Origin of the sequence: Sphingomonas sp. BLCC-B65 (assembly GCF_028550675.1) — a bacterium.
Lineage (GTDB): Bacteria > Actinomycetota > Actinomycetes > Actinomycetales > Microbacteriaceae > Microbacterium.
In genome coordinates this window covers 421,017-442,629 of sequence record NZ_JAQQGL010000001.1, presented here as the reverse complement: position 1 = coordinate 442,629, position 21,613 = coordinate 421,017, and the positions used below count along the sequence as shown (strand labels likewise).

Genomic DNA, 21,613 nt, shown 5'->3' with positions numbered 1-21,613 from the left:
CCGACAGGAAGGACGCGCCATGACGTCAGGCGAAGACAAGTACTGGTACAACTTCTCCACCGGCGCCGTGGAGCGCGGCTTCGAGTCGCCGGCGATCGACCGCGCCGGCCCGTTCGACACCGCCGAGGAGGCGGCCAACGCTCCGCAGCTGCTTGCCCAGCGCTCTCGCGAATGGGCCGAGGACGACGAGCGCGAGAACGACTGACGCGCGCCCGGCGACACGTCGGACACGAGCCGGGACCGATAGTCTGGGCGTGGGCCCGGCTTCCCTTCGAAGCGGCATCTGAGAAGCGGCATCTGAGAGGACGCGATGGACAAGCAGCGGGACTTCGTACTGCGCACGATCGAAGAGCGGGGCGTGAAGTTCGTCCGCCTCTGGTTCACCGATGTGATCGGCACCCTGAAGTCGGTCGCGATCGCTCCGGCCGAAGTCGAAGGGGCGTTCACCGAGGGACTCGGCTTCGACGGCTCGGCGATCGAGGGACTCACGCGCTCCTACGAGTCGGACCTTCTGGCGCACCCCGACCCGACGACGTTCCAGACTCTTCCGTGGCGCGGGGAGATCGACCCCACGGGTCGCATGTTCTGCGACATCACGACTCCCGACGGGCAGCCGGCGGTCGCAGATCCCCGCCACGTGCTCAAGCGCACGCTCGCGAAAGCGGCGGATGCCGGGTTCACGTTCTACACGCACCCCGAGATCGAGTTCTACCTGCTCAAGTCGTCGTCCTTCGGGGCGGAAGGCCCCGAGCCGGTCGATTCGGCCGGGTACTTCGACAACGTTCCCGGCGGCACCGCGCACGACTTCCGCCGTCGCAGCGTCCGCATGCTGGAGGACCTCGGCATCTCCGTCGAGTACAGCCACCACGAGGGCGGTCCCGGTCAGAACGAGATCGACCTGCGCTACGCCGACGCCCTCGCCACCGCCGACAACATCATGACCTTCCGGACCGTGGTCAAAGAGGTCGCGATCGAGCAGGGCGTCTACGCGACGTTCATGCCGAAGCCCCTCTCCGGCAAGCCCGGCAGCGGCATGCACACCCACATGTCGCTGTTCGAGGGCGACCAGAACGCCTTCTACGAGGAGGGCGCGCAGTATCAGCTCTCCAAGACGGGCCGACAGTTCATCGCCGGCCTGCTGACCCACGCGAACGAGATCGCGGCCGTGACCAACCAGTTCGTCAACTCGTACAAGCGCCTCTGGGGCGGCGATGAGGCCCCGAGCTTCATCTGCTGGGGCCACAACAACCGCTCCGCCCTCGTGCGCGTGCCCATGTACAAGCCGAACAAGGGGCAGTCCACGCGCGTCGAGTACCGTGCGCTGGATTCTGCCGCGAACCCCTACCTTGCCTTCGCGCTCATGCTGGCCGCCGGCCTCAAGGGCATCGAGGAGGGATACGAGCTTCCCCCCGAGGCCGAGGACAACGTGTGGTCGCTGACGGATTCCGAGCGGCGTGCGCTCGGATACGCACAGCTGCCCGCGAGTCTGGACCACGCCCTCGAGTACATGGAGGAGTCGGAGCTGGTCGCCGAGACCCTCGGCGAGCAGGTCTTCAACTACGTGCTGCTCAACAAGCGTCGCGAATGGCAGGAATACCGCGCGCAGGTGACGCCGTTCGAGTTGAAGAGCAACCTGGAGATGCTCTGAGCCGTGTCGTCGAACGAGCGCACGTCGGTTCTCACACAACTGGCGCGCGACGGATTCGGTGAGCTCGGCGACGCCGATGCGCTGCTGACCGAGCTCGTGGATGCGCTCGGGATGGGACGGCAGGAGATCCTGCGCGGAGCCGCAGAGGCGGGCGACCCCGACGCGGCTCTGTCCGCGCTGGCGCGCATCGCCCGACGTGACGGGCCCGCCGTCGCGGCGGCGCTGCGTCGCGTCTCCTCGAGCGTGTGGCGGCTGCTGGGCGCCTCCAACGGCTTCGCGGACTTCTACCTGCGCCATCCCGACGAGCTGGCTCACCTCACGGGTGCGGGCACACCGCTGCCAACGGCCGACGAACTTCGAGCAGAGCTCACGAGCGCGGTCGGAGCGGATGCCGAGGGCTTCGCCGCCAGCGGCGACGAAAGCGCGTGGGTGGCGCTGCGTGTGCGCTATCGCCGGATGCTGGCGCGCATCGCGACCTATGACCTCGGCGCCCACGATGCGGTCGAGGTCCTGGCGCACGTGGCCGCCAGCCTCGCGGACGCGGCGGGGGCAGCTCTGGAGGCATCGCTGTGCGTGGCACGTACACGAGTCGCCGGCGGTGCCCCCGGCTCCGGATTGTTCCCCCACGAGCAGGTCTCTGCCACCCGGCTCGCGATCATCGGGATGGGCAAGACCGGCGCCCGAGAGCTGAACTACGTCAGCGATGTCGACGTGATCTTCGTCGGCGGCGGCTCGGATGAGCTCATCGAGCAGGTGGGGGAGAGCCGCGTCATCGACATCGCGACGCGGCTCGCCGTCCAGACGATGCGCGGCATCTCGGGAATGGAGATCGAGCCGCCCCTGTGGGAGGTCGACGCGAATCTGCGCCCCGAGGGCAAGCAGGGCGCGCTCGTCCGCACGCTCGACTCACACCTGTCGTACTACGACCGATGGGCCAAGAGCTGGGAGTTCCAGGCCCTTCTCAAGGCACGTCCGCTTGCGGGTGATCGTCTGCTCGGTGACGCCTACGTCGCCGCAGTGCAGCCGAAGATCTGGACGAGTGCGGCGCGGGAGAACTTCGTCGACAGCGTGCAGCGCATGCGTGAGCGCGTCACCGAGCACATTCCGCCCGGCGACGTGGCCTACCAGCTCAAGCTGGGCCCGGGTGGCATTCGCGACATCGAGTTCACGGTGCAGCTGCTGCAACTCGTGCACGGACTGACCGACGACAGCATCCGTCAGCGCGGCACGCTGGACGCACTGGAGGCGCTCGTGGGCGCCGGCTACATCGGCCGAGAGGATGCCGCGACCTTCTCCCGCGACTACCGCATGCTGCGCGTGCTCGAGCACCGCATGCAGCTGAGGGACCTGCGACGAACGCACCTGATGCCGCAGCAACCCGAGGGTCTTCGTCTGCTGGCGCGCTCGTCCGGGCTGGCCGAGACCGGACCCGCCGTGTGGGCGCTGTGGGAAGGGATCAAACGCGAGGTGCGCGAGATCCACGTCCGTCTGTTCTACCGTCCGCTGCTGTCGGCGGTGGCGGCGCTCAATTCGGACGAGCACCAGTTGTCGCCCGACCAGGCGCACGATCGGCTCGCGGCGATCGGGTTCCACGACCCGGCCGGTGCCCTGCGCCACATCGGTGCCCTCACGGGCGGGTTGAGCCGCAAGGCGACGATTCAGCGTCATCTCATGCCGGTGATGATCCGTTGGTTCGCCGACGGCGTCGACCCCGACTACGGTCTGCTCGCCTTCCGACGTATCAGCGAGCGCCTCGGCGACACACCGTGGTTCTTGCGCATGCTGCGGGATTCCTCCGGGGCGGCGGAGCGCCTCACCCGCGTGCTGTCCGGGTCGCGTTACATCGGCGAACTGATGGAGTGGATCCCGGAGTCGGTGGCGTGGCTCGACTCCGACGAGCAGCTGCGTCCGCGCGGCGGGCACGCTCTGCAGGAGGAGGCGCGGGCGATTCAGACCCGCCACGAGACGGTCGGCGACGCCATGCGCGCCGTCCGGGCGCTGCGTCGACGAGAGCTGCTGCGTCTGGCCTTCGGCGCCATCCTCGGGACCCTCACCATTGACGAGCTGGCGCAGGGACTCACCACGGTCAGCGAGGTGACGATCCAGGCCACCCTTCGTGCGGTTCGGCGCGAGATCGTCGCGCCGGAAGATGCCGCTCTCGATTTCTCGGTCATCGCGATGGGGCGCTTCGGCGGCGCGGAGCTCGGGTTCGGGTCGGATGCCGATGTTCTCTACGTCTACGAAGCCAACGGCATCGATCCGCAGCGTGCGCACGACCTGGCCCTGCGACTCGTCAGCGGCCTGCGCTCGTACTCCGAAGACCACCGCGTTCCGTTCGATCTCGACGCCGATCTGCGGCCCGAGGGGCGCAACGGGCCGCTGGTGCGTTCGCTCGACTCGTATACCGAGTACTACCGCCGCTGGTCGCTGTCCTGGGAAGCGCAGGCGCTGCTGCGGGCCCGCGGCGTCGCCGGCAGCGTGAAACTCATCAACCGTTTCATGGCCCTCGCCGACGAGGTGCGCTACCCCGCGCGGCCTGCGGTGCAGGATCTGCGGGAGATCAAGCGCATCAAGGCCCGTGTCGAGAACGAGCGCCTCCCACAGGGCGTCGATCGCGCACGTCACCTCAAGCTCGGGCCCGGCGGCCTGAGCGACGTCGAATGGCTCGTGCAGGTGTTGCAGCACGAACACGCGCACGATGTCCCCGCCCTCCGTACGACGTCCACCCTCGAGGCTCTCGAGGCCGCGCGCGCCGCCGGACTGGTGCCTGACGGCGCCGCGCAGCGTCTGCACGATGCGTGGCGTCTCGCCAGTCGGCTGAGGTCGGCGAACACGCTCCTTTCGGGGCAGACGAGCGACGTCCTGCCGACCGACCGCGGCAAGCTGGACGGCATCGGTCGACTCCTGGAGTATCCGGCACGGTCGGCGACGCTGGTCGAAGAGGAATGGCTGCGTACGGCGCGACGAGCGCGCCGTGACTTCGAGAGGCTCTTCTACGGCTGAGCCGCGCCCACCGACGTCCCGGCACGTGCCCATCGAGCCCAAGCCCCGATGAGTGCGATGGCCCCGACACCGATCAGCACCCAGGCCACCGCAGCCCCGAGCGCACCGGTCACGAGCAGACCGAGCAGCATCGCGACGATCGTCGCGAGTATCACGGCGACGGCGGTCACGACCAGACCGGCCGCCGTGCGCCACGGATGCCGGCGCATGGCTGTGGCCGCAGCGGGTGGGGACCCCGCCGCGATGAGCGGGCTTGCGATCGCCGCGACGATCGGAATCGCGATCGGCGCCGCCACAGCGGAGGCTGCGAGGGCAACCCCCGCGAGGAGAAGCGTCAGCAGGGCGCGAGCGGATACCGCGCGCAGGGCGAGTGTCCAGAGCGCAGCCGCGGCGACGAGCATCACGAGACCAGAAGCGACGGCAAGGGCGATCGCCCCGGCATCCAACGGCAGTCGCGGTGCCACGGCGACGAACGCCGCCTGCGCACCCGCGTGCACCGCGACCACGAGCGCGGCCGTGACACGGCGACGGGCGGGGGAGCGCAACACGTTCATCCGCGCGCCGCCTCGTCCAGCACCTCGGTGAGCGCACCGGAGTAGATCGTCTCGCCGCCGACGGCGACCACCAGTTGCGCACCAGATGCGACGCTCGAGGTGACCGTGATCTCGCGACCATCGGCGCTGGTTCCCACACAGGTGACGAGCGGCCCGGTGTCCGCCTGTGCGCACACCGGCGCCGTCAGCAGGGCGACGTTCTTCTGCTGAAGGACGTCGATCGCAGCGAAGCGCACCTCGGCGAGCCCGTTGCCGCCGACCGGAGCGAGAGCGGCGATCTGAGAACAGCCCGTCAAGGCCAGGACCGCGAGCACAGCCGCGAAGGACGCGGCGGCGCGAGAACGACCCGACGTCATGACAGGGCTCCCTCGTGCGCGAGGATGCGGGCGCGCGCGGTGAGATGCTGCGTCTCCAGCGCCGCGTCGCTGATCGTGGCGAGATCGAACGGCGCCGGAAGCAGCAGCTCGGTGTTGCGGTCGAGCGGCGAACCGCGTCGCATCAGAGGCGTCTCGGCCCAGTCGTTGGATGCCAGTTCACGGCTGCGCGACGCGAGGGCGAGGTAGTCACCGCCACTCCCCGGCACCGGATCAGCCGCGTGGTCGACGACCGTCGTGAAGATGGAGAGTGTGCCGTCCCGATTGTCGACGAGCTCGACGGTCTGCTGCTGCTGCGGGAAGTCGATGCAGGATGCCGTCGTGATCTCCCAGAAGCCGCCGCCCGTCGACGCGGGATGCGCGAGAATCTGGTTCAGGTGGGTGTGCCCGTTCAGCCACGCCACGACGACGGGATAGCGGGCGAGCATGGCCACGAACTCGTCCGCTCCGATCAGCACCTCGTCCTGTCCGGGGCGTTGGGCGCGGTTCTCGAGGGTGTCGCTGTTGTGGTGGCTGAGAACAATGGCGAGGCGGTTCTCCTTCGTCGCCACGGCGAGCTCGGCCTCCAGCCAGTCGAACTGGTTCTTCGGGACCGCCCCGTCGGGCCCGGCGACCTGATTGCACGTGTCCAGCCCGAACGCGCGCACATTCGCGGACAGGTCCGCTTTCCACCACGTCTCGCCGGTGCTGAGGTTGTGGTCGGTGAACCCGTGCCCCACGGGACCGGGGCGATCGGCCGTGCGGAAATGCTCCTGCATGAACTCCTGCTGGGTGAAGAGTGCACGGTCGCGGTTGGCGGGCACAGCCTTGAAACCCGGACGCAGCCCGAGCTCGAGCCCCCACGCGTCGAGCGTCTGTTGGACGGCGCTGGTGCGCGCGGCGTACCCGCCCAAAGCCATCGCGGCGGTCGCTTCCAGCGTGTACGACTTGCGACCGCCCACTGCCAGGGCACGCAGTTGGGTGTCCAGATCGAAGGTGCCCAGCAGGAGCGTCTCGTGGTTCCCGTACACGGTGTACCAGGGCGCCGGAAGCCCCACCGAGGCGACGGGGCGGGCGATGGCCTCGTCGAGCAGCGTCGGCAGCGTCGGGAACCCGTACGCGCCGAACGCGCCGCCGGTGGGATCGGCGGGGCGATAGGCCCACACGGCCTCGGCCCACGCCTGCACCCCCTCGAACGTGTCGCTGGTCCGCGGATCCACGCTGAGGCCGTCCAGGAGGTCGATGTACCACCGCAGTTCCCGGTGAGAGTGCATGTCGGCGCTGTCGCCGGTGACCACGGCGGCATCCATGGGCGCACCGGTGACGGGGCTGTAGCGCAGATCCGAGATCGACTTCGTCATCGCGGCGATGACGTGAGGACTGAGCGGATCCTGCGGATGGAAGGCCGAGCCCCACGCGGAATGGTCCTGGACGATCATCGGCTCGATGCGCCCCGGTGATTGCGCGTCGATCACGTGCATATCCGACAGGTGGGCGAGGTACAGCAATGATCGACGGGATGCCGCGCGTCCGGCCGCCGCGGCGCGACGCAGCACATCGAGTCGCGGCAGGTGCGGCTCGCCCGGACCTGCCACCAGCCCGCGGTAGGAGCCCTTCTGCACCCCGCCCTGCAGGATGGTGCGCGTGAGCGTCGATGGAGCCTCGGCGACCGCCGCGCGCGGCGGCGCGGTCGCCAGAGCCTGCGCCAGCTGATCGCGCGGGAGCGCGCCGGCGGCGGCGAGGCCACCGACGACGGCGAGGAACTGGCGGCGGGAGAGCACGCCCACGGGCACCTCCGGGTTGGTGCGTGACGCTATCGGGTGCGCTCAATCTAGCGGGCACAGCGTCTCGACGACCACAACGGCAAGCCCGCGTCGCGGCAGTGTCGCGATCAAGCCTGCGGCGGGTCGATCGGCTCGACGACCACAGCGGTTCCGTACGCGCAGAACTCGGTGAAGTTTCCGATCGAGCCGGAGTCGAACCGCATGGCCACGACCGCATTCCCACCGCGCTGCTGCGCCTCCGCCCACATTCGCTGCATCACCTCGAAGCGCGACTCGTAGATCACCTTCGTGTACTCGGGCATCTCGCCGCCGGCGAGCGAGCGGAAGCCGGCGGTGAAGTTCTGGCCGAAGTTCGCCGAACGAACGGTCAGTCCCATCACCTCGCCGAGCACCTTCGTGATGCGGTAACCGGGGACGTCGTTGGTGGTGACGGCGAACATGGATCCTCGTCTCTGTCGTCGTATGCCCGCGGCCGGGGGTGGTGCACGGGGGAGAGCGACGCCACGATCCTACGGATGCCGCGGCATCCTTCGCGAGGGGAGGACGGCGAGGAGCCCGCCGGCGCGATGCCGACGGGCTCCTCGGGTGGGCTTCGCTCAGACGCCGAAGTACAGCTCGTACTCGAACGGGTGCGGGCGAGCGGCGAGCGGCTTGATCTCGTTCTCGATCTTGTACTCGATCCAGGTCTCGATCAGCTCGGGCGTGAACACACCGCCGGCCAGGAGGAACTCGTGGTCTGCACGCAGCGCCTCCAGCGAGTCGAGCAGCGAGTTCGGAACCTGAGGGATGTTCTTGGCCTCCTCGGGCGGCAGCTCGTACAGGTCCTTGTCGACCGGCTCGTGCGGCTCGATGCGGTTCTTGATGCCGTCCAGGCCCGCCATCATCTGCGCGGCGAAGGCGAGGTACGGGTTACCGGAGGCGTCGGGCGCGCGGAACTCGATGCGCTTGGCCTTCGGGTTGCTGCCCGTGATCGGGATGCGGATCGCAGCCGAGCGGTTACCGGCCGAGTAGACCAGGTTGACCGGAGCCTCGTAGCCCTTGACCAGACGCTTGTAGGAGTTCAGCGTCGGGTTGGTGAAGGCGAGGACAGCCGGCGCGTGCGCCAGCAGACCACCGATGTACCAGCGTGCGACGTCGGACAGGCCGCCGTAGCCCTTCTCGTCGTAGAAGAGGGGCTTGCCGTCGAGCCACAGCGACTGGTGGGTGTGCATGCCCGAACCGTTGTCTCCGAAGAGCGGCTTGGGCATGAAGGTCGCGACCTTGCCCCACTGCTCGGCGACGTTCTTGACGATGTACTTGAACTTCAGGATGTCGTCGGCCGCGTGCACCATCGTGTCGAAGCGGTAGTTGATCTCCTGCTGACCACCGGTGCCGACCTCGTGGTGCGCACGCTCGAGGATCAGGCCTGCGTCGATGAGGTGCAGGCTGATGTCATCGCGGAGGTCGGCCGTCTTGTCGACGGGGGAGACGGGGAAGTAGCCGCCCTTGTAGGCCGTCTTGTTGGCGAGGTTTCCGCCCTCCTCCGCGCGACCCGTGTTCCAGGCGCCCTCTTCGGAGTCGACGCTGTAGAAGCTGGCGTTCTGCTTCACCTCGTAGCGGACGTCGTCGAAGATGTAGAACTCGGCCTCGGGAGCGAAGAACGCGGTGTCGGCGATGCCGGTCGAGGCGAGGTACTTCTCGGCCTTCTTGGCGACCTGACGCGGGTCCTTGCTGTAGATCTCGCCGTTGCGCGGGTTGTAGATGTCGAAGAGCATGATGAGCGTCTTCGCCTCGCGGAACGGGTCGATGTAGGCGGTGGACACGTCGGGGATGAGCTGCATGTCCGACTCGTGGATGTTCGCGAAACCGCGGATCGACGAGCCGTCGAACAGCTGGCCGACCGTGAAGAACTCCTCGTCGACGGTCGAGGCCGGGATGTTGAAGTGCTGCTGCACACCAGGCAGATCCGTGAACCGGATGTCGAGGAACTTGACGTCCTCGTCCTTGATGAACTTCAGAACCTCGGATGAATCTTTGAACATGGAGTCTCCAAGATCGGGTGTGGAACACGCCTGAACGGGATCAGGCCCGCCTCGACGCTATCGATGACCGGTTGCCCGGCAGTATCCCCCGTGTTTCGGGGATGTTACAGCGACGCGGATAAGCTGACCCGGTGACGGCAGGTACCTCCGACAATACGGGACAACACGACAGCACCTATCCCGGCGAGCGGCTCGGGCTGCCACGGTCGGGCGCGGGGAGCATTGCGCGGATCGGTCGCCGCATGGGCGCTCTCGCCGTCGACCTGGCCACGGCGACACTGATCGCCTACGCGTTCTTCCCGACACTGGACGAGGTCACGGGGTTCCGGTACGCCAATCCGGTCGCGTCGAACCTGATCTTCCTCGCCGTCCAGGTACTGTTCATCCCGACGCTGGGAGCAAGCCCGGGGCATCGGCTGTTCGGCATGCGGATCGTCCGTGTCGACGGAGGCTGGAGCGGCGTCTGGCGTCCGCTGGTGCGCACCCTCCTGCTCGCCCTGATCATCCCCGCCGTGATCTGGGACGGCGATCACCGCGGCCTTCACGACAAGATCGCGGGGACGGTCCTCGTTCGCGGCTGAGGCTCAGCGCGGGCGCGGCGCGCGCGCACGCATCGGGTCGATGCCCTTCGGGATCGGCAGCGAGGTGACGGATTGCGATACCGAGTCCACGCGCTTGACGACGGCAGCCATCGTCGTGCGGTCGACCTTCTTGGGGAACGACTTGATGGTCGCCGAGAGCTTCGAGATGGGGACATCCCCCTCACCGTGACCGATGTAGAGCACGTTGATCGGGACCCCCGACGCCACGCGCTGGACCTTCATCTTCTCGTCGTTGACGAGTCGGGTCAGCCGCCCGCGCGCACCCTCACCCACGATGACGACACCGCCGCGGCCGATCACGCGGTAGACCGCGTCCTGCGTCTTGGGGTTGACGCCCACGGGCATCTCGGAGGCGACCCAGCTGCGACCGAGCGAGGTCGACAGCACGTGCCCGGCGGCTCCCGGCATCCCGTCGAGCTTGATGTACATCGCGCGCGTCGACAGTCGCGTGAGCACGATCATGGCCCCCAACAGACCGAACAGAAGACCGGTGACACCCCACAGGATGACGCTCCAGACAGCCGCCGGCGGGATGAGGAATCCGACGAGGATGCCGATGCCGATTCCGACGACCACGACAGCCACCAGCACCCACGGCAGCCACGAGAACTCGGCCTTCGTGAAGGTGTAGAGCGAGCGGATCTGAGAGAAGAAGCCGGGGCCCTTGTCGGGTGCGGAACTGCGGGATGCCATTCCCACAGCCTACCGTCGCGCCGACACGGCGCATGCGCATGCGGTGCGACGAGAGCTCCTCCCCATCGGCCCAGAGCGTCGGCGTCTGCACAGTTGCCCCGTTCGTCGCCGAGCCCCGCCGACGAGCGGCGACACTCGCGATATGAGCTTCGATTCCGGTCTGCTCGCGCCCCCACCGCTGCTGCGGACGCTGGCGGCCGCCGACGCGCCCTTCCCCGGAGATCTCCGCGCGGGCACTCCACCGACCGTGTGGGTGCCCGTGCAGGATCTTCCGAGCGAGATCTGGCGCGTGCGCGGCGGCGAGCATGTGCTGACCCCCGCTGATCTGGCGCGCACACCCGACGGCCACGCCGCGCTCCTGCCGCACTGCCCGCACCGACTGATCGCGCTCGTTGCTGGACGGGCGTGGGAGGCGGGATCCATCGTCACGGCTGCCGTCAGTGTGCTGCGCGGCGCGGCAGAAGCCGAGAGGTGCGGATTCACCGTCGGCTCCTGGTGGGTGGACACCGAGGGGTGTCCACTTCTCGCTCCGACAGGAGCACCCTGGCAGGCCGATACGGTCGCTCTGCTCAACGAACTCGCCGAGGCGGCCCCACCGGGTCTGCGGCACACCGTGCGGGAGGCCGCCGCACTGATCGACGTGGGCCACACGACGCCGGCACGGCGCGAGCGTGTGGAGGATGAGCTGTTCGCCGCCGCCGAACCGACGCCGCTGCCCACCGCGGGCACGGCCCAAGGCGCGGCGGGCGTGCCCGCCCCACGTCACGCGGCACGTCTCGCGGCACGTCTCCCGGCACGTCTCGATGGCGCCGACGACGACCTTCCGCCCGATGCGGCGAGATGGGTCGCGCCGCTCATGGATCATGACCTCGCCGCTCGTGCTCTGGGCGTGCTCGGCGATGTCCGCTCCGCGCTGCGACGGACAGTGACGGCGCGTCGTGGGCGCGGCCGCGCGACGGCACGACACCGGGCGGGAGCCCTCACCACGTCAGCGAGGAAAGCGGCAACGCGCAAGGATGGTGTGCCGCGCACCCACCGGCGATCGCCGCTCCTGCTCGCGGCCGCCATCGCTGCCGTCATCATCGTGGCCGGGCTCGCCTGGCCTGACGGCGAGATGGCCTCTTCGGCGCCGCCGGAGTCCGCCGTCTCCCCACCGTCCCCGGATCAACCGACGCTTTCCACGCCGGGAGCGATGTCCGATCCCCCAGCAACGGATGCCGGGACACCCGCACCGTCGGACGGCATCGACGACAGCGGCATCGCGCGACGCCTGCTTTCCGATCTCGCGTCGTGCGTCCGGGCGCAGAAGGCGGATTGCTCCGTCTTTCTGGAAGACCCCGGAGTCGGGATCCCTGACGCAGGCATCCTGGGAAACATCGGAGAGCGCGAGGTCACCCTCGTCGACGAGTACGGCGGAGTCGCTGCATACCGTGTTGCCGGCGGAGAGCAGCCGGACCAGGTGCTCGTTCTCGTGCAGATGGACGGGAAATGGCTGATCCGCGACGTGTACGACGTCGCGGATCAGCCATGAAGTGTGCCCGCCGGCGGGGCGTCCGCTCAGATCCCGAGGTTGGCCTCGAAGTCGGCCGTCTCGAGGCGAGTCTTGACCGCGCCGAGGAAGCGGGCCGCGTCCGCGCCGTCGACGATGCGGTGATCGTACGACAGGGCCAGGTACACATAGGAGCGCACGGCGATCGCCTCGACGCCGTCGACCTTCACCACACCGGGTTCCTTGACGACCGCGCCGGTCCCGAGAATCGCGGACTGGGGGAGGAACACGACCGGGGTGTCGAAGAGCGCGCCACGAGAACCGGTGTTGGTCACGGTGAACGTGCCGCCGGCGAGCTCGTCGGGCTTCAGCTTGTTGTCGCGCGTACGGGCGGCGAGGTCGGCGATCTCCGACGAGATCCCCGCCAGCGTCTTGGTGCCCGCGTCACGGAGAACGGGAGTCAGCAGCCCGCGCTCGGTGTCGACCGCGATCGAGATGTTCTCGGTGGCGGGGTAGACGATGTCGGTGCCGTCCACCGTGGCGTTGATCACCGGGAACGCCTGCAGCGCCTCGGCGGCCGCGAGCACGAAGAACGGAAGGAACGACAGCTTGCCGCCCGTCTTCGCGACGAAGTCCTTCTGCACCGCCGTGCGGTACGAGGCGACCTTCGTGACGTCGACCTTCACGACGGTGGTGAGCTGAGCCGTCTGCTGCATCGACGCGACCGCGCGCTCCGCGAGAACCTTGCGAAGACGGGACATGGGCTGAGTCGTCCCGCGCAGCGGCGAGACCTCGAGCGGCGCCGGAGCCGCCGGAGCGGGCGCGACGGCCGCGGGTGCGGCCTGAGCGGCCTCGGCTGCCTTGAGCACATCTTCCTTGCGGATGCGGCCACCGACCCCGGTCCCCGTCACGGAGGCGAGATCGACACCCTGCTGCTGCGCGAGTCGGCGCACCAGAGGAGTGACGTAGGTCGTCGCGTCGTCGGCGGATGCCGTGGCCGGAGCAGGCGCGGCAGCTGGAGCGGGCGCAGCAGCCGGAGCGGGCGCCGCAGCCGGAGCGGGCGCAGCAGCCGGAGCGGGCGCCGGAGCGGGCGCGGCGGGAGCGGGCGCGGCCGCAGGCGCGGCGGGAGCTTCCGCGGCCGGTGCCGGAGCAGCGGGCGCCGGGGCGCCCGAGCCGATGCGGGCGAGCACCGCACCGACGGCAACCGTCTCATCCTCCGCGACGAGGATCTCCTGCAGCGTCCCCGCAACCGGCGAAGGGATCTCGGTGTCGACCTTGTCGGTCGAGATCTCGAGAAGCGGCTCGTCGACCGCGACCTCGTCACCGATCTGCTTCAGCCAGCGCGTCACTGTTCCTTCCGTGACGCTCTCGCCGAGCTCGGGGAGAACGACATCCTTCGCATCGCCCGACGGTGCGGGAGCGGAGGCAGCGGCCGGGGCCGGGGAAGCCTCCTCAGCAGCGGGCACCGCTTCTGCCGGTGCCGCCTCAGCGGCGGGCTGCTCGGCCGCCGGAGCGTCGTCGGACGGAGCCGCCGCGGAGCCGTCTCCGATCTTGGCGAGAACAGCGCCCACCTCGACGGTCTCGTCCTCGGCGACCAGGATCTCCTCGATGACGCCGCTGACGGGGGAGGGGATCTCGGTGTCGACCTTGTCGGTCGAGATCTCGAGCAGCCCTTCGTCGGCCTGGATCGTGTCACCGACCTTCTTGAGCCAACGGGTGACCGTTCCCTCGGTGACGCTCTCTCCGAGCGCGGGGAGGACCACGGATGTGCTCATGACTGTGTCTCCTTCAGAAGTTCGATGTCCGACAACTAGCTTAGTGACCCTCGCGAGGGCCAAGCGGTGACGTGTCGGACGGGGCGGCAAAAGTGGGTGTCAGAGTGCGTGCAGAGGCTTGCCGGCAAGCGCGAGGAATGCCTCGCCGAGCGCCTCGCTCTGCGTCGGGTGCGCGTGCACGTAGGGCGCGATGTCTTCAGGGTGGGCTTCCCAGGCGACGGCCAGCTGGCCCTCGCTGATCAGCTCGCCGACGCGATCGCCGACCAGATGGACGCCGATCACGGGCCCGTCGACCAGTCGGACGATCTTGACGATGCCCCCGGTGCCGATGATCTCGCTTCTGCCGTTGCCGGCCAGGTTGTACTCAGAGACCGCAACCCTGTCGCCGTGTGCGGTTCGCGCGGCTGCCTCCGTGATCCCGACGGACGCCACTTCGGGGTGCGAGTAGGTGACCCGCGGGATGCTCTGCTCCGCGACCACGACGGGTCGGAGGCCGGCGATCTCCTCGGCCACGAAGATCCCCTGCTGAAAGCCACGGTGGGCCAGCTGCAAGCCGGGGACGATGTCGCCGGCCGCCCAGACGTGCGGGACAGATGTGTGGAGGCGCTCGTCCACGCTCACGAAGCCGCGCTCGAGAACCACGCCGGCCTCATCGAACCCCATCCCGGCCGTAGACGGGCCGCGTCCGACCGCCACGAGGAGATAGTCCGCGGCCAGTTCGCTGCCGTCGGACAGGACGATCGAGACCTCGGCATCCGTCTGCGAAACGGAGGCGAAGCGAGAACCGAGTCGAGCGACGATTCCGCGTTTGCGGAAGGCGCGCTCCAGAGCCTTGCTCGAGGCGACGTCCTCTGCCGGCACGAGGTGGTCGAGCGCCTCGACGATCGTGACATCCGCCCCCATCGATCGCCACGCGCTGGCGAACTCGACGCCGATGACGCCGCCACCGAGCACGATGACGGAAGCGGGAACCTCAGCGAGCGCGAGTGCCTCTTCACTGGAGAGGATCCGGCCCCCGATCTCGATGCCCGGAAGCGTACGCGTGTGCGAGCCCGTCGCGAGGAGCACGTCGGTTCCGCGATAGGTGACCTCGCCCACCGCGACAGCGGGTCCATCGCCATCGACGACCAGCCGCCCCTCACCGGCGACAACCGTGATCCCGCGTGCTTTGATGAGGCCGGCGAGCCCCGCGAACTTCTTGGCGACGATGCCCTCGCGGAAGGCGGTGACCCCCGCCACATCGATACCCTCGAACGTCGCCGTCACGCCGACGCTCGCCGCATCACGGACAGCGTCGGCGATCTCCGCCGCGTGCAGGATCGCCTTGGTCGGGATGCAGCCTCGATGCAGGCATGTACCGCCGAGTTTGTCCTTCTCGACCAGGACGACCGAGCGCCCGAGCTCGGCTGCACGGATCGCCGCTGCGTATCCGGCCGACCCGCCGCCCAGAACGACGAGATCGGAGTGGTGTGCGGTCATCGTGCGTCTCCTTCGACGAATGCGAGCAGCGAGCGGACGGTCGCCGCGGTGGGCCCCTTGTCCGTCGCGCCGGTCGCGGATTTCGTGCTCCCGCTGCCGGCGATGTCCAGGTGCACCCAGGGGATGCGAGGTGCGTCCGCGTCGTCGGAGACACGCCCGACGAACCGCTGGAGGAACAGCCCGGCGAACAGCGAGCCTCCCGACGGGTCACCGATCTTCGCATTGACCAGGTCGGCGATAGGGGAGTCCAGCTCTTCCTCCATGTGAGCCGGCAGCGGCAGCGGCCACGCCAGCTCGTCTGCGGCTTCCGCCGCGTCGAGATATTCGGCGACGGCATCCTCCGAGCCCATGACCCCCGTGTGGCGAGAACCGAGCGCCACCGAGATGGCTCCGGTCAGCGTGGCCACGTCGACGATCACGTCCGGATGCGTGCGACTGGCAGCGACGAGGCCGTCGGCGAGGACGAGCCGTCCTTCGGCGTCGGTGTTCAACACCTCGACGGTGGTCCCGCCCAGAATCCGCAACACGTCCCCGGGCCGCGTCGCTCGTCCCGAGGGCATGTTGTCAGCCAGACAGAGCCATCCCGACACGCGCACCGGAAGACGAAGCTGTGCGGCCGCGCGGACGACGGCGAGCACGGTCGCGGCCCCGGCCATGTCGTACTTCATGCCCACCATTCCCGCGGCCGGCTTGAGCGAGAGGCCGCCGGTATCGAAGGTGATGCCCTTGCCCACGATCGCGACGTGGCGCTCGGCATCCGCGGGTGCGTATTCGAGTCGCACGAGACGCGGGGGGCGGTCCGATCCCTGACCGACACCGAGGATGCCCCCGTAACCGTCGGCGGCGAGCTGCTTCTCGTCCAGGACGACGACGTCCACGGGGAGTTCTGACAGCGCGGCCCGAGCAGCGTCCGCGACATCCTGCGGGCCCAGCCACTCGGCCGGGGTGTGCACGAGGTCCTTGACGAGTGCGGCCGCATCGCCGACGACCTGCGCACGAACCAGCGCCGAGGGGACCGTGGTTCCTTCACCGCGGATGATCACGTGCGACGCACGCGCAGGCGAGGCAACCGACTTGTATCCGTCGAAGCGGTACGCGCCGAGCGCTGCACCCTCCGCGACTGCTCCCCACCCGTCCTCATCGACTCCCGGGACCTCGACGGCCACGGTGTCGAAGCCGGTGGTGGTCCGCAGTGCGGCGCCGACCGCCTCACGCAGGGCGGCGGTGTCGGGCGAGGGCCCCGTGCCGACCACGATCAGGGGCAGTGACGTCGCTTCCGGGGCGTACGCGCGCACCGTGCTGCCGAGCGCACCCGAGTAGCCGACGGCTTCCAGGGCCGAGGCCAGGCCCGGCCACTGCGCGAGCGCCCCGCGATCGTGGTCGAGGGGCGGGAGGGCGAGCACGAGGGCATCGGCCTTCGTCTCACGCAGCGGATCGGTCGTGTACGACAGCTCGGGAAACGCCATGACCTCCATCCTAGGTTTGCGTCGTCCGGGACCGGCGACGTCCGATGGCGGCGAGCCGCGCGCGGCGTGTTCGCTGTCAGCGGCACGCGGGCCTCCGCCTGAGGAAGGCTCGTACAGTTGTCTCATGCCCCTGAGCGGTCCCCTTTACGAGCGTGTGGTGTCGGCCCCACCGGTCCCTGCCGGCCTTCCGCTGGTGATCGTGCTGACGGGCTTCACGGATGCCGGTGGCGCCGTCTCGCAGATGGTGGAGATGTTCCGCGACGACCTCGAGCCGGCTCCGATCGTGAGGTTCTCGGCCGACGTGCTGCTCGACTATCGTGCGCGGCGGCCGACGATCACTTTCGACGCCGACCATCTCGCCGACTACCGTCCGCCCCGGCTGGAACTCTCACTGGCGCACGATGCACTCGGGCAGCCGTTCGTTCTCCTGGCCGGCTACGAGCCGGACTTCGCCTGGGAGGCGTTCACCGAGACCGTCGTGGGCCTCGCCGAAGGACTGCAGGTGTCGACGGTGACGTGGGTGCACGCCATTCCCATGCCCGTGCCGCACACACGGCCGATCGGCACGACCGTGAGCGGGACGCGCGCCGACCTCACACAGGCGCACTCCGTGTGGCAGCCCCACACGCAGGTGCCGGCGACGGTCGGTCATCTGTTGGAGCACCGCTTCGCCCAGAGCGGCGCCTCCGTTGCCGGATTCGTGCTCCTCGTGCCGCACTACCTCGCCGACACGGACTACCCGGCCGCCGCACTCGCGGGATTGGACAGCCTGTCGGTGGCCAGCGGCCTCGTCTTCAACGTTGACGACGTGCGCGAGGAGAACCGGGAGTATGTCGCGAAGGTGGACGACCAGGTGGAGGGCAACGCCGAACTGACCTCCATGCTGCACGCTCTCGAAGAGCGGTACGACGCCTACATGGCCGGATCGAACCTCGGCCAGCCGATCATCCACCCCGGCGATCTGCCCAGCGCGGACGAGCTCGCCGCAGAGCTGGAGCGCTTCCTGGCCGACCGTCGCACCGACGATCACCGCCGGGACGACGACCGCCGCGGCGACGAGTGGCGAGGCGACGACCGCCGCGGTCGGCGCTGAGCGGAATGCCCACCGTCCCCGCGACGTTATGGATGCTGTGGGGATCCTGATGGACTGTTGCGCACGGTCTGTCCGATGATGTATGCGACAATGGATCCCTGACCCGTTGTCGAATCGCGGTCGGCTCGTGACGAGGCGACCACGGACTTGACAAGGGTCTTACTCCTGTCCGAAAACCCGACGCCTGCGTCGGTGAAAGGCAAGACGTGACCTCAGGCACGAAGACCACCCGCTCCCGCAAGGCCGAGGAGGAGGAAGCCACGGAGTCCGCCACGGAACAGGCGACGACCACGACCGCCGCCAAGAAGGCGGCGTCGAAGACTCCGGCCAAGTCGAAGGCGGCCCCGAAGAAGACGTCCAAGAAGACGGCGTCCGATGACGACGAGGAGATCGACGACGACGTCGAGCTCGACGACACCGACATCGAGGACGCATCGGACGACGATTCCGGCGACGACGCCGCCGAGTCATCGACCGGGGCGACCGACAAGAAGGGCGATGACGACGAGGACGATGAGGACGGCACCACGAAGCCGGCCTTCTCCGAGCCCCTTCCCACCGGCGCCATCGTCATCTCCTCGAGCGACGAAGACGATGTCCCTGTCTACTCGACGCAGATCACCGGCGCGACCGCCGATCCGGTCAAGGACTATCTGAAGCAGATCGGCAAGGTGCCGCTGCTGAACGCGGCCGAAGAGGTCGAACTCGCAATGCGGATCGAGGCGGGACTGTTCGCCGAAGAGAAGCTTTCGCACATGTCGGCGTCGGAGAAGTCCAGCCAGCTCGGCCTGGACCTGCAGTGGGTCGCACGCGACGGCCAGCGCGCCAAGAGCCACCTGCTCGGGGCCAACCTGCGTCTGGTCGTCTCGCTCGCCAAGCGCTACACGGGCCGCGGCATGCAGTTCCTGGACCTGATCCAGGAAGGAAACCTCGGTCTGATCCGCGCGGTCGAGAAGTTCGACTACACCAAGGGCTTCAAGTTCTCCACGTACGCGACGTGGTGGATCCGTCAGGCGATCACGCGCGCGATGGCCGATCAGGCACGCACCATCCGTATCCCGGTGCACATGGTCGAGGTCATCAACAAGCTCGCCCGTGTGCAGCGGCAGATGCTGCAGGACCTCGGACGCGAGCCCACGCCCGAGGAGCTCTCGCGCGAGCTGGACATGACGCCCGAAAAGGTCATCGAGGTGCAGAAGTACGGCCGCGAGCCGATCTCGCTGCACACCCCGCTCGGCGAGGACGGCGACAGCGAGTTCGGTGACCTCATCGAGGACACCGAGGCCGTCGTTCCGGCGGATGCCGTCGGGTTCACCATGCTGCAGCGCCAGCTCGAGTCCCTTCTGGACTCGCTGAGCGAGCGCGAGGCGGGCGTGATCCGCATGCGCTTCGGCCTGGGCGACGGACAGCCCAAGACGCTCGACCAGATCGGCGACACCTTCGGCGTGACGCGCGAGCGGATCCGTCAGATCGAATCGAAGACCATGGCGAAGCTCCGTCACCCCTCGCGGTCGCAGTCGCTGCGGGACTATCTCGAATGAGCGCCGAGGTCCCCAATGACGGCAAGGCGCTCACTGTCACCGTCGAGGGGACGACGTTCGCACGGATTCCGATCCGTACGCGCGTCGTCATGCCCGGCGACAGCCTCGATGAGGTGATCGCGGAGTACGCGGCCGACCAGGTGACGGACGGCGACCTGCTGTTCATCACCGAGAAGATCGTCGCGATCACGCAGGGCCGTTCGTACACGCTGGACGAGATCCGACCGCGTCGCCTGGCTCGATTCCTGTCGAAGTACGTGACGAAGACCTCTTACGGCATCGGGCTCGGCATGCCGGAGACGATGGAGATGGCCCTTCGGGAGTGCGGTACCCCGCGCATCCTCTTCGCTGCGGCGATCAGCGCGGTGACGAAGGCGTTCGGACGCCGGGGCGACTTCTACCGCATCGCCGGCGACAAGGCGCGTGCGATCGATGGTCCGACCAACGGCACCATCCCGCCCTACGACCGTGCGGTCGTTCTGGGCCCGACGCGCCCGGCCGAAGTGGCCGCACGCGTCAAGTCGCTGCTCGGCCGGAACGTTCAGGTCGCGGTCGTCGACATCAACGACATCGGCGGGAACATTCTCGGCTCCACACTCGACAGGGCAGGGGAGCGTCAGCTCGTGCGGATCCTTGCCGACAACCCCCTTGGCCAGGGCCGCGAATCCACCCCCCTCGGAATCATCCGGGCGGCGTGAGACCGCGCCGACAGACGCGAAACGCCGGCGACCTCGTGTGAGAGCGCCGGCGTTTCGCGTCGGCGATCAGAAGCCCATCGCGGCGCGGTAGCGAGGAAGGTGACCGTGGCGGATCCCCGTCGCGGAAGGCTTGTTCTCGAAGACACCCGCGCCCCAGTTGCCCTCGACCAGGACCGGTCCGGTGGGGGTGACGACGACGTCCCAGCCGACGTAGCGCACCTCGGGGATCACGAGTGCGACGTCGGTGATGAGTGCACGCACCTCTTCCATCATCGGAAGCCGGTAGTCGGCGATGCGGAAGCCGGTGTCGGGGTGGGTCTCGAAGAGTTCGCCCGCGGTCGAGTAGCCCATGCCCATCGCTCGCCCGTCCTCGTGGAGCGCGGTGTAGAAGCCGCCGAACGACGCCTGGTCGCTGACCTGACCGCGACCGAACTTCTGCGCCATGTTGATGATCTCGACCGTGCCGTCGTCCTTGACGAATGTCGTGACCCGGGTCGTGTTCGCCGTTCCGGGAGCGATGGCTTCCAGGTCCGGGTGCTGCACGATGCGCTCTTCGATGAGAACCTCACCCTTCGCCAGCAGCTCGGCGTGGAACGCGGGCCAATCGCTGACGGCGCTCGCGTCGTAACGCCGCACCCCGAGCCCGGACTTGCTCACGGGGACTTTGGCGATGAACACGGGATGCCGCTGGGCGAAGGCCTCCAGCTCGTCGGCGTTGCCGTCGACGAGCTCCAGCCACTGACGTCCCAGGAAACGGTCGAAGTCGCGGTTGAAGTCGACCTTGTTGTGGAAGCGATGCACCTGGGCGGGATCGTCGTAGCGGTTCGAGAGCTCCAGCGCGAGGGGACTGGTGACCCAGGTCGCCCGCTCGGCGCGCGTCAGGATGGCGAAGTCGAACTCCATGTAGTCGTTGAATCCCACGCGATGTCGCGCGGCCGACCAGAGCATGTCGGCGAACACGAGCGGATAGCTCTTGTCGTGTACGCGAGCGGTGAAACGGGCCCTCTCACGCACCGACGCGAGATCGAAACCGCGCGCACGCTCGAACAGCACCTCGAATCGGTGCAAGAGAGGAAGGCCTCGACGCGTCATGACAGAGTCCTTCCAGGACAAGTGGAGAAGGGGAACTCCGCCAGTCTACGTGGGAGGCCTCAGCGCGCGTCGGCGAGACGAGCCGTCTCGTCGTGCCAGGAGGTCGCGACAGCGCGCAGCTTCTCTTCGTACTTGCGTCCGTGGTGCGCGCAGAACAGCAGTTCGCTGCCGTTGACCTCGGCCGCGATGTAGGCCTGGGCGCCACACGAGTCGCAACGGTCCGTCGCGGTCAGTCGGTACTCGAGGACGTCAGGCTCAGCGGTGGTCGACATGCTCATTTCGGTTCCTCCTCGGTACATGAGATGCGGTGCGATGTCATGAC

At 68.5% G+C, this 21,613-nt stretch carries 19 protein-coding genes; 8 read left to right on the top strand and 11 right to left on the bottom strand.

The genetic code is table 11. The features are described from left to right. The first annotated feature begins 19 nt into the window (after positions 1-19). The 3 genes from PP359_RS02165 to PP359_RS02155 all read left to right on the top strand — a co-directional run bounded on the left by PP359_RS02165 (position 20) and on the right by PP359_RS02155 (position 4,651). Positions 20-205 carry a hypothetical protein gene (locus PP359_RS02165; RefSeq protein WP_036285081.1) on the top strand — a complete coding sequence of 62 codons (186 nt, stop codon included), beginning with the start codon at positions 20-22 and terminating at the stop codon, positions 203-205. 105 nt (positions 206-310) lie between these two features. Then, the gene (glnA, locus tag PP359_RS02160; protein WP_036285083.1) at positions 311-1,648 is read left to right on the top strand and encodes a type I glutamate--ammonia ligase; all 1,338 of its coding nucleotides are present in this window, start codon (positions 311-313) and stop codon (positions 1,646-1,648) included. Between the two features lie 3 nt (positions 1,649-1,651). Further along, positions 1,652-4,651: a bifunctional [glutamine synthetase] adenylyltransferase/[glutamine synthetase]-adenylyl-L-tyrosine phosphorylase gene (locus PP359_RS02155; RefSeq protein ID WP_499249811.1), complete on the top strand. Its 3,000-nt coding sequence runs from the start codon at positions 1,652-1,654 to the stop codon at positions 4,649-4,651. On the opposite strand, the gene PP359_RS02150 is transcribed toward PP359_RS02155, so the two are convergent. The 5 genes from PP359_RS02150 to glnA (PP359_RS02130) all read right to left on the bottom strand — a co-directional run bounded on the left by PP359_RS02150 (position 4,642) and on the right by glnA (PP359_RS02130) (position 9,363). Continuing rightward, positions 4,642-5,205 carry a hypothetical protein gene (locus PP359_RS02150; protein WP_036316922.1) on the bottom strand — a complete coding sequence of 188 codons (564 nt, stop codon included), beginning with the start codon at positions 5,203-5,205 and terminating at the stop codon, positions 4,642-4,644. The two genes, PP359_RS02155 and PP359_RS02150, sit on opposite strands and share 10 nt — an antisense overlap. Next, positions 5,202-5,561, bottom strand: coding sequence for a hypothetical protein (locus PP359_RS02145; RefSeq protein ID WP_036316919.1), 360 nt, complete (start codon positions 5,559-5,561; stop codon positions 5,202-5,204). Before PP359_RS02145 ends, PP359_RS02150 begins: the two co-directional genes overlap by 4 nt. Continuing rightward, positions 5,558-7,345, bottom strand: a complete 1,788-nt coding sequence (locus tag PP359_RS02140) for a TIGR03767 family metallophosphoesterase (protein WP_294981526.1) — start codon at positions 7,343-7,345, stop codon at positions 5,558-5,560. The genes PP359_RS02145 and PP359_RS02140 overlap by 4 nt, the downstream gene beginning before the upstream one ends. Before the next feature lie 104 nt (positions 7,346-7,449). Further along, positions 7,450-7,782: a YbjQ family protein gene (locus PP359_RS02135; protein WP_061683163.1), complete on the bottom strand. Its 333-nt coding sequence runs from the start codon at positions 7,780-7,782 to the stop codon at positions 7,450-7,452. A 156-nt stretch (positions 7,783-7,938) separates the two neighbouring features. Then, complete coding sequence (gene glnA / locus PP359_RS02130; protein WP_294981720.1) at positions 7,939-9,363, bottom strand: type I glutamate--ammonia ligase; 1,425 nt, start codon at positions 9,361-9,363, stop codon at positions 7,939-7,941. Positions 9,364-9,494: 131 nt separating this feature from the next. Here glnA (PP359_RS02130) and PP359_RS02125 point away from each other — a divergent pair, with 131 nt between their 5' ends. Next, positions 9,495-9,944, top strand: coding sequence for an RDD family protein (locus tag PP359_RS02125; protein ID WP_295778297.1), 450 nt, complete (start codon positions 9,495-9,497; stop codon positions 9,942-9,944). A gap of 3 nt (positions 9,945-9,947) precedes the next feature. On the opposite strand, the gene PP359_RS02120 is transcribed toward PP359_RS02125, so the two are convergent. After that, on the bottom strand, positions 9,948-10,658 hold the full coding sequence (locus PP359_RS02120) for a DUF4191 domain-containing protein (RefSeq protein WP_112931498.1): 711 nt from the start codon (positions 10,656-10,658) through the stop codon (positions 9,948-9,950). 142 nt (positions 10,659-10,800) lie between these two features. On the opposite strand from PP359_RS02120, the gene PP359_RS02115 reads away from it, so the two are divergent. Continuing rightward, positions 10,801-12,189, top strand: coding sequence for a hypothetical protein (locus PP359_RS02115; protein WP_499249810.1), 1,389 nt, complete (start codon positions 10,801-10,803; stop codon positions 12,187-12,189). Positions 12,190-12,215: 26 nt separating this feature from the next. Here the strand turns inward: PP359_RS02115 and sucB are convergent, their stop codons facing one another. The 3 genes from sucB to PP359_RS02100 all read right to left on the bottom strand — a co-directional run bounded on the left by sucB (position 12,216) and on the right by PP359_RS02100 (position 16,867). Further along, entirely contained in the window at positions 12,216-13,922 is a 1,707-nt protein-coding gene (gene sucB, locus PP359_RS02110) for a 2-oxoglutarate dehydrogenase, E2 component, dihydrolipoamide succinyltransferase (RefSeq protein WP_499249809.1), read from the bottom strand. A gap of 99 nt (positions 13,923-14,021) precedes the next feature. Further along, on the bottom strand, positions 14,022-15,401 hold the full coding sequence (gene lpdA, locus PP359_RS02105) for a dihydrolipoyl dehydrogenase (protein WP_036316934.1): 1,380 nt from the start codon (positions 15,399-15,401) through the stop codon (positions 14,022-14,024). Then, positions 15,398-16,867, bottom strand: coding sequence for a leucyl aminopeptidase (locus PP359_RS02100; RefSeq protein WP_135949824.1), 1,470 nt, complete (start codon positions 16,865-16,867; stop codon positions 15,398-15,400). The genes lpdA and PP359_RS02100 overlap by 4 nt, the downstream gene beginning before the upstream one ends. Before the next feature lie 124 nt (positions 16,868-16,991). Here PP359_RS02100 and PP359_RS02095 point away from each other — a divergent pair, with 124 nt between their 5' ends. The 3 genes from PP359_RS02095 (at position 16,992) to PP359_RS02085 (ending at position 20,199) form a co-directional block, all read left to right on the top strand. Continuing rightward, positions 16,992-17,960 (top strand): proteasome assembly chaperone family protein, encoded by a 969-nt coding sequence (locus tag PP359_RS02095; RefSeq protein ID WP_039415941.1) that lies wholly within the window; start codon positions 16,992-16,994, stop codon positions 17,958-17,960. Between the two features lie 206 nt (positions 17,961-18,166). Beyond that, positions 18,167-19,501: an RNA polymerase sigma factor gene (locus tag PP359_RS02090; RefSeq protein WP_499249808.1), complete on the top strand. Its 1,335-nt coding sequence runs from the start codon at positions 18,167-18,169 to the stop codon at positions 19,499-19,501. Then, positions 19,498-20,199 (top strand): coenzyme F420-0:L-glutamate ligase, encoded by a 702-nt coding sequence (locus PP359_RS02085; protein ID WP_039415943.1) that lies wholly within the window; start codon positions 19,498-19,500, stop codon positions 20,197-20,199. Before PP359_RS02090 ends, PP359_RS02085 begins: the two co-directional genes overlap by 4 nt. 66 nt (positions 20,200-20,265) lie before the next feature. Here PP359_RS02085 and PP359_RS02080 read toward each other — a convergent pair whose 3' ends face one another. Both PP359_RS02080 and PP359_RS02075 read right to left on the bottom strand, forming a co-directional pair. Further along, on the bottom strand, positions 20,266-21,291 hold the full coding sequence (locus tag PP359_RS02080; RefSeq protein ID WP_039415944.1) for a sugar-transfer associated ATP-grasp domain-containing protein: 1,026 nt from the start codon (positions 21,289-21,291) through the stop codon (positions 20,266-20,268). 59 nt (positions 21,292-21,350) lie between these two features. Then, positions 21,351-21,569, bottom strand: coding sequence for a DUF7455 domain-containing protein (locus tag PP359_RS02075; protein WP_036317645.1), 219 nt, complete (start codon positions 21,567-21,569; stop codon positions 21,351-21,353). Positions 21,570-21,613: the final 44 nt, after the last annotated feature.

Coding starts and splice junctions, on each gene's coding strand:
- PP359_RS02165 (WP_036285081.1), top strand. CDS start 20: ATGACGTCAGGCGAAGACAAGTACTGGTACAACTTCTCCACCGGCGCC.
- glnA (WP_036285083.1), top strand. CDS start 311: ATGGACAAGCAGCGGGACTTCGTACTGCGCACGATCGAAGAGCGGGGC.
- PP359_RS02150 (WP_036316922.1), bottom strand. CDS start 5,205: ATGAACGTGTTGCGCTCCCCCGCCCGTCGCCGTGTCACGGCCGCGCTC.
- PP359_RS02145 (WP_036316919.1), bottom strand. CDS start 5,561: ATGACGTCGGGTCGTTCTCGCGCCGCCGCGTCCTTCGCGGCTGTGCTC.
- PP359_RS02135 (WP_061683163.1), bottom strand. CDS start 7,782: ATGTTCGCCGTCACCACCAACGACGTCCCCGGTTACCGCATCACGAAG.
- glnA (WP_294981720.1), bottom strand. CDS start 9,363: ATGTTCAAAGATTCATCCGAGGTTCTGAAGTTCATCAAGGACGAGGAC.
- PP359_RS02120 (WP_112931498.1), bottom strand. CDS start 10,658: ATGGCATCCCGCAGTTCCGCACCCGACAAGGGCCCCGGCTTCTTCTCT.
- PP359_RS02115 (WP_499249810.1), top strand. CDS start 10,801: ATGAGCTTCGATTCCGGTCTGCTCGCGCCCCCACCGCTGCTGCGGACG.
- sucB (WP_499249809.1), bottom strand. CDS start 13,922: ATGAGCACATCCGTGGTCCTCCCCGCGCTCGGAGAGAGCGTCACCGAG.
- lpdA (WP_036316934.1), bottom strand. CDS start 15,401: ATGACCGCACACCACTCCGATCTCGTCGTTCTGGGCGGCGGGTCGGCC.
- PP359_RS02100 (WP_135949824.1), bottom strand. CDS start 16,867: ATGGCGTTTCCCGAGCTGTCGTACACGACCGATCCGCTGCGTGAGACG.
- PP359_RS02095 (WP_039415941.1), top strand. CDS start 16,992: ATGCCCCTGAGCGGTCCCCTTTACGAGCGTGTGGTGTCGGCCCCACCG.
- PP359_RS02085 (WP_039415943.1), top strand. CDS start 19,498: ATGAGCGCCGAGGTCCCCAATGACGGCAAGGCGCTCACTGTCACCGTC.
- PP359_RS02080 (WP_039415944.1), bottom strand. CDS start 21,291: ATGACGCGTCGAGGCCTTCCTCTCTTGCACCGATTCGAGGTGCTGTTC.
- PP359_RS02075 (WP_036317645.1), bottom strand. CDS start 21,569: ATGAGCATGTCGACCACCGCTGAGCCTGACGTCCTCGAGTACCGACTG.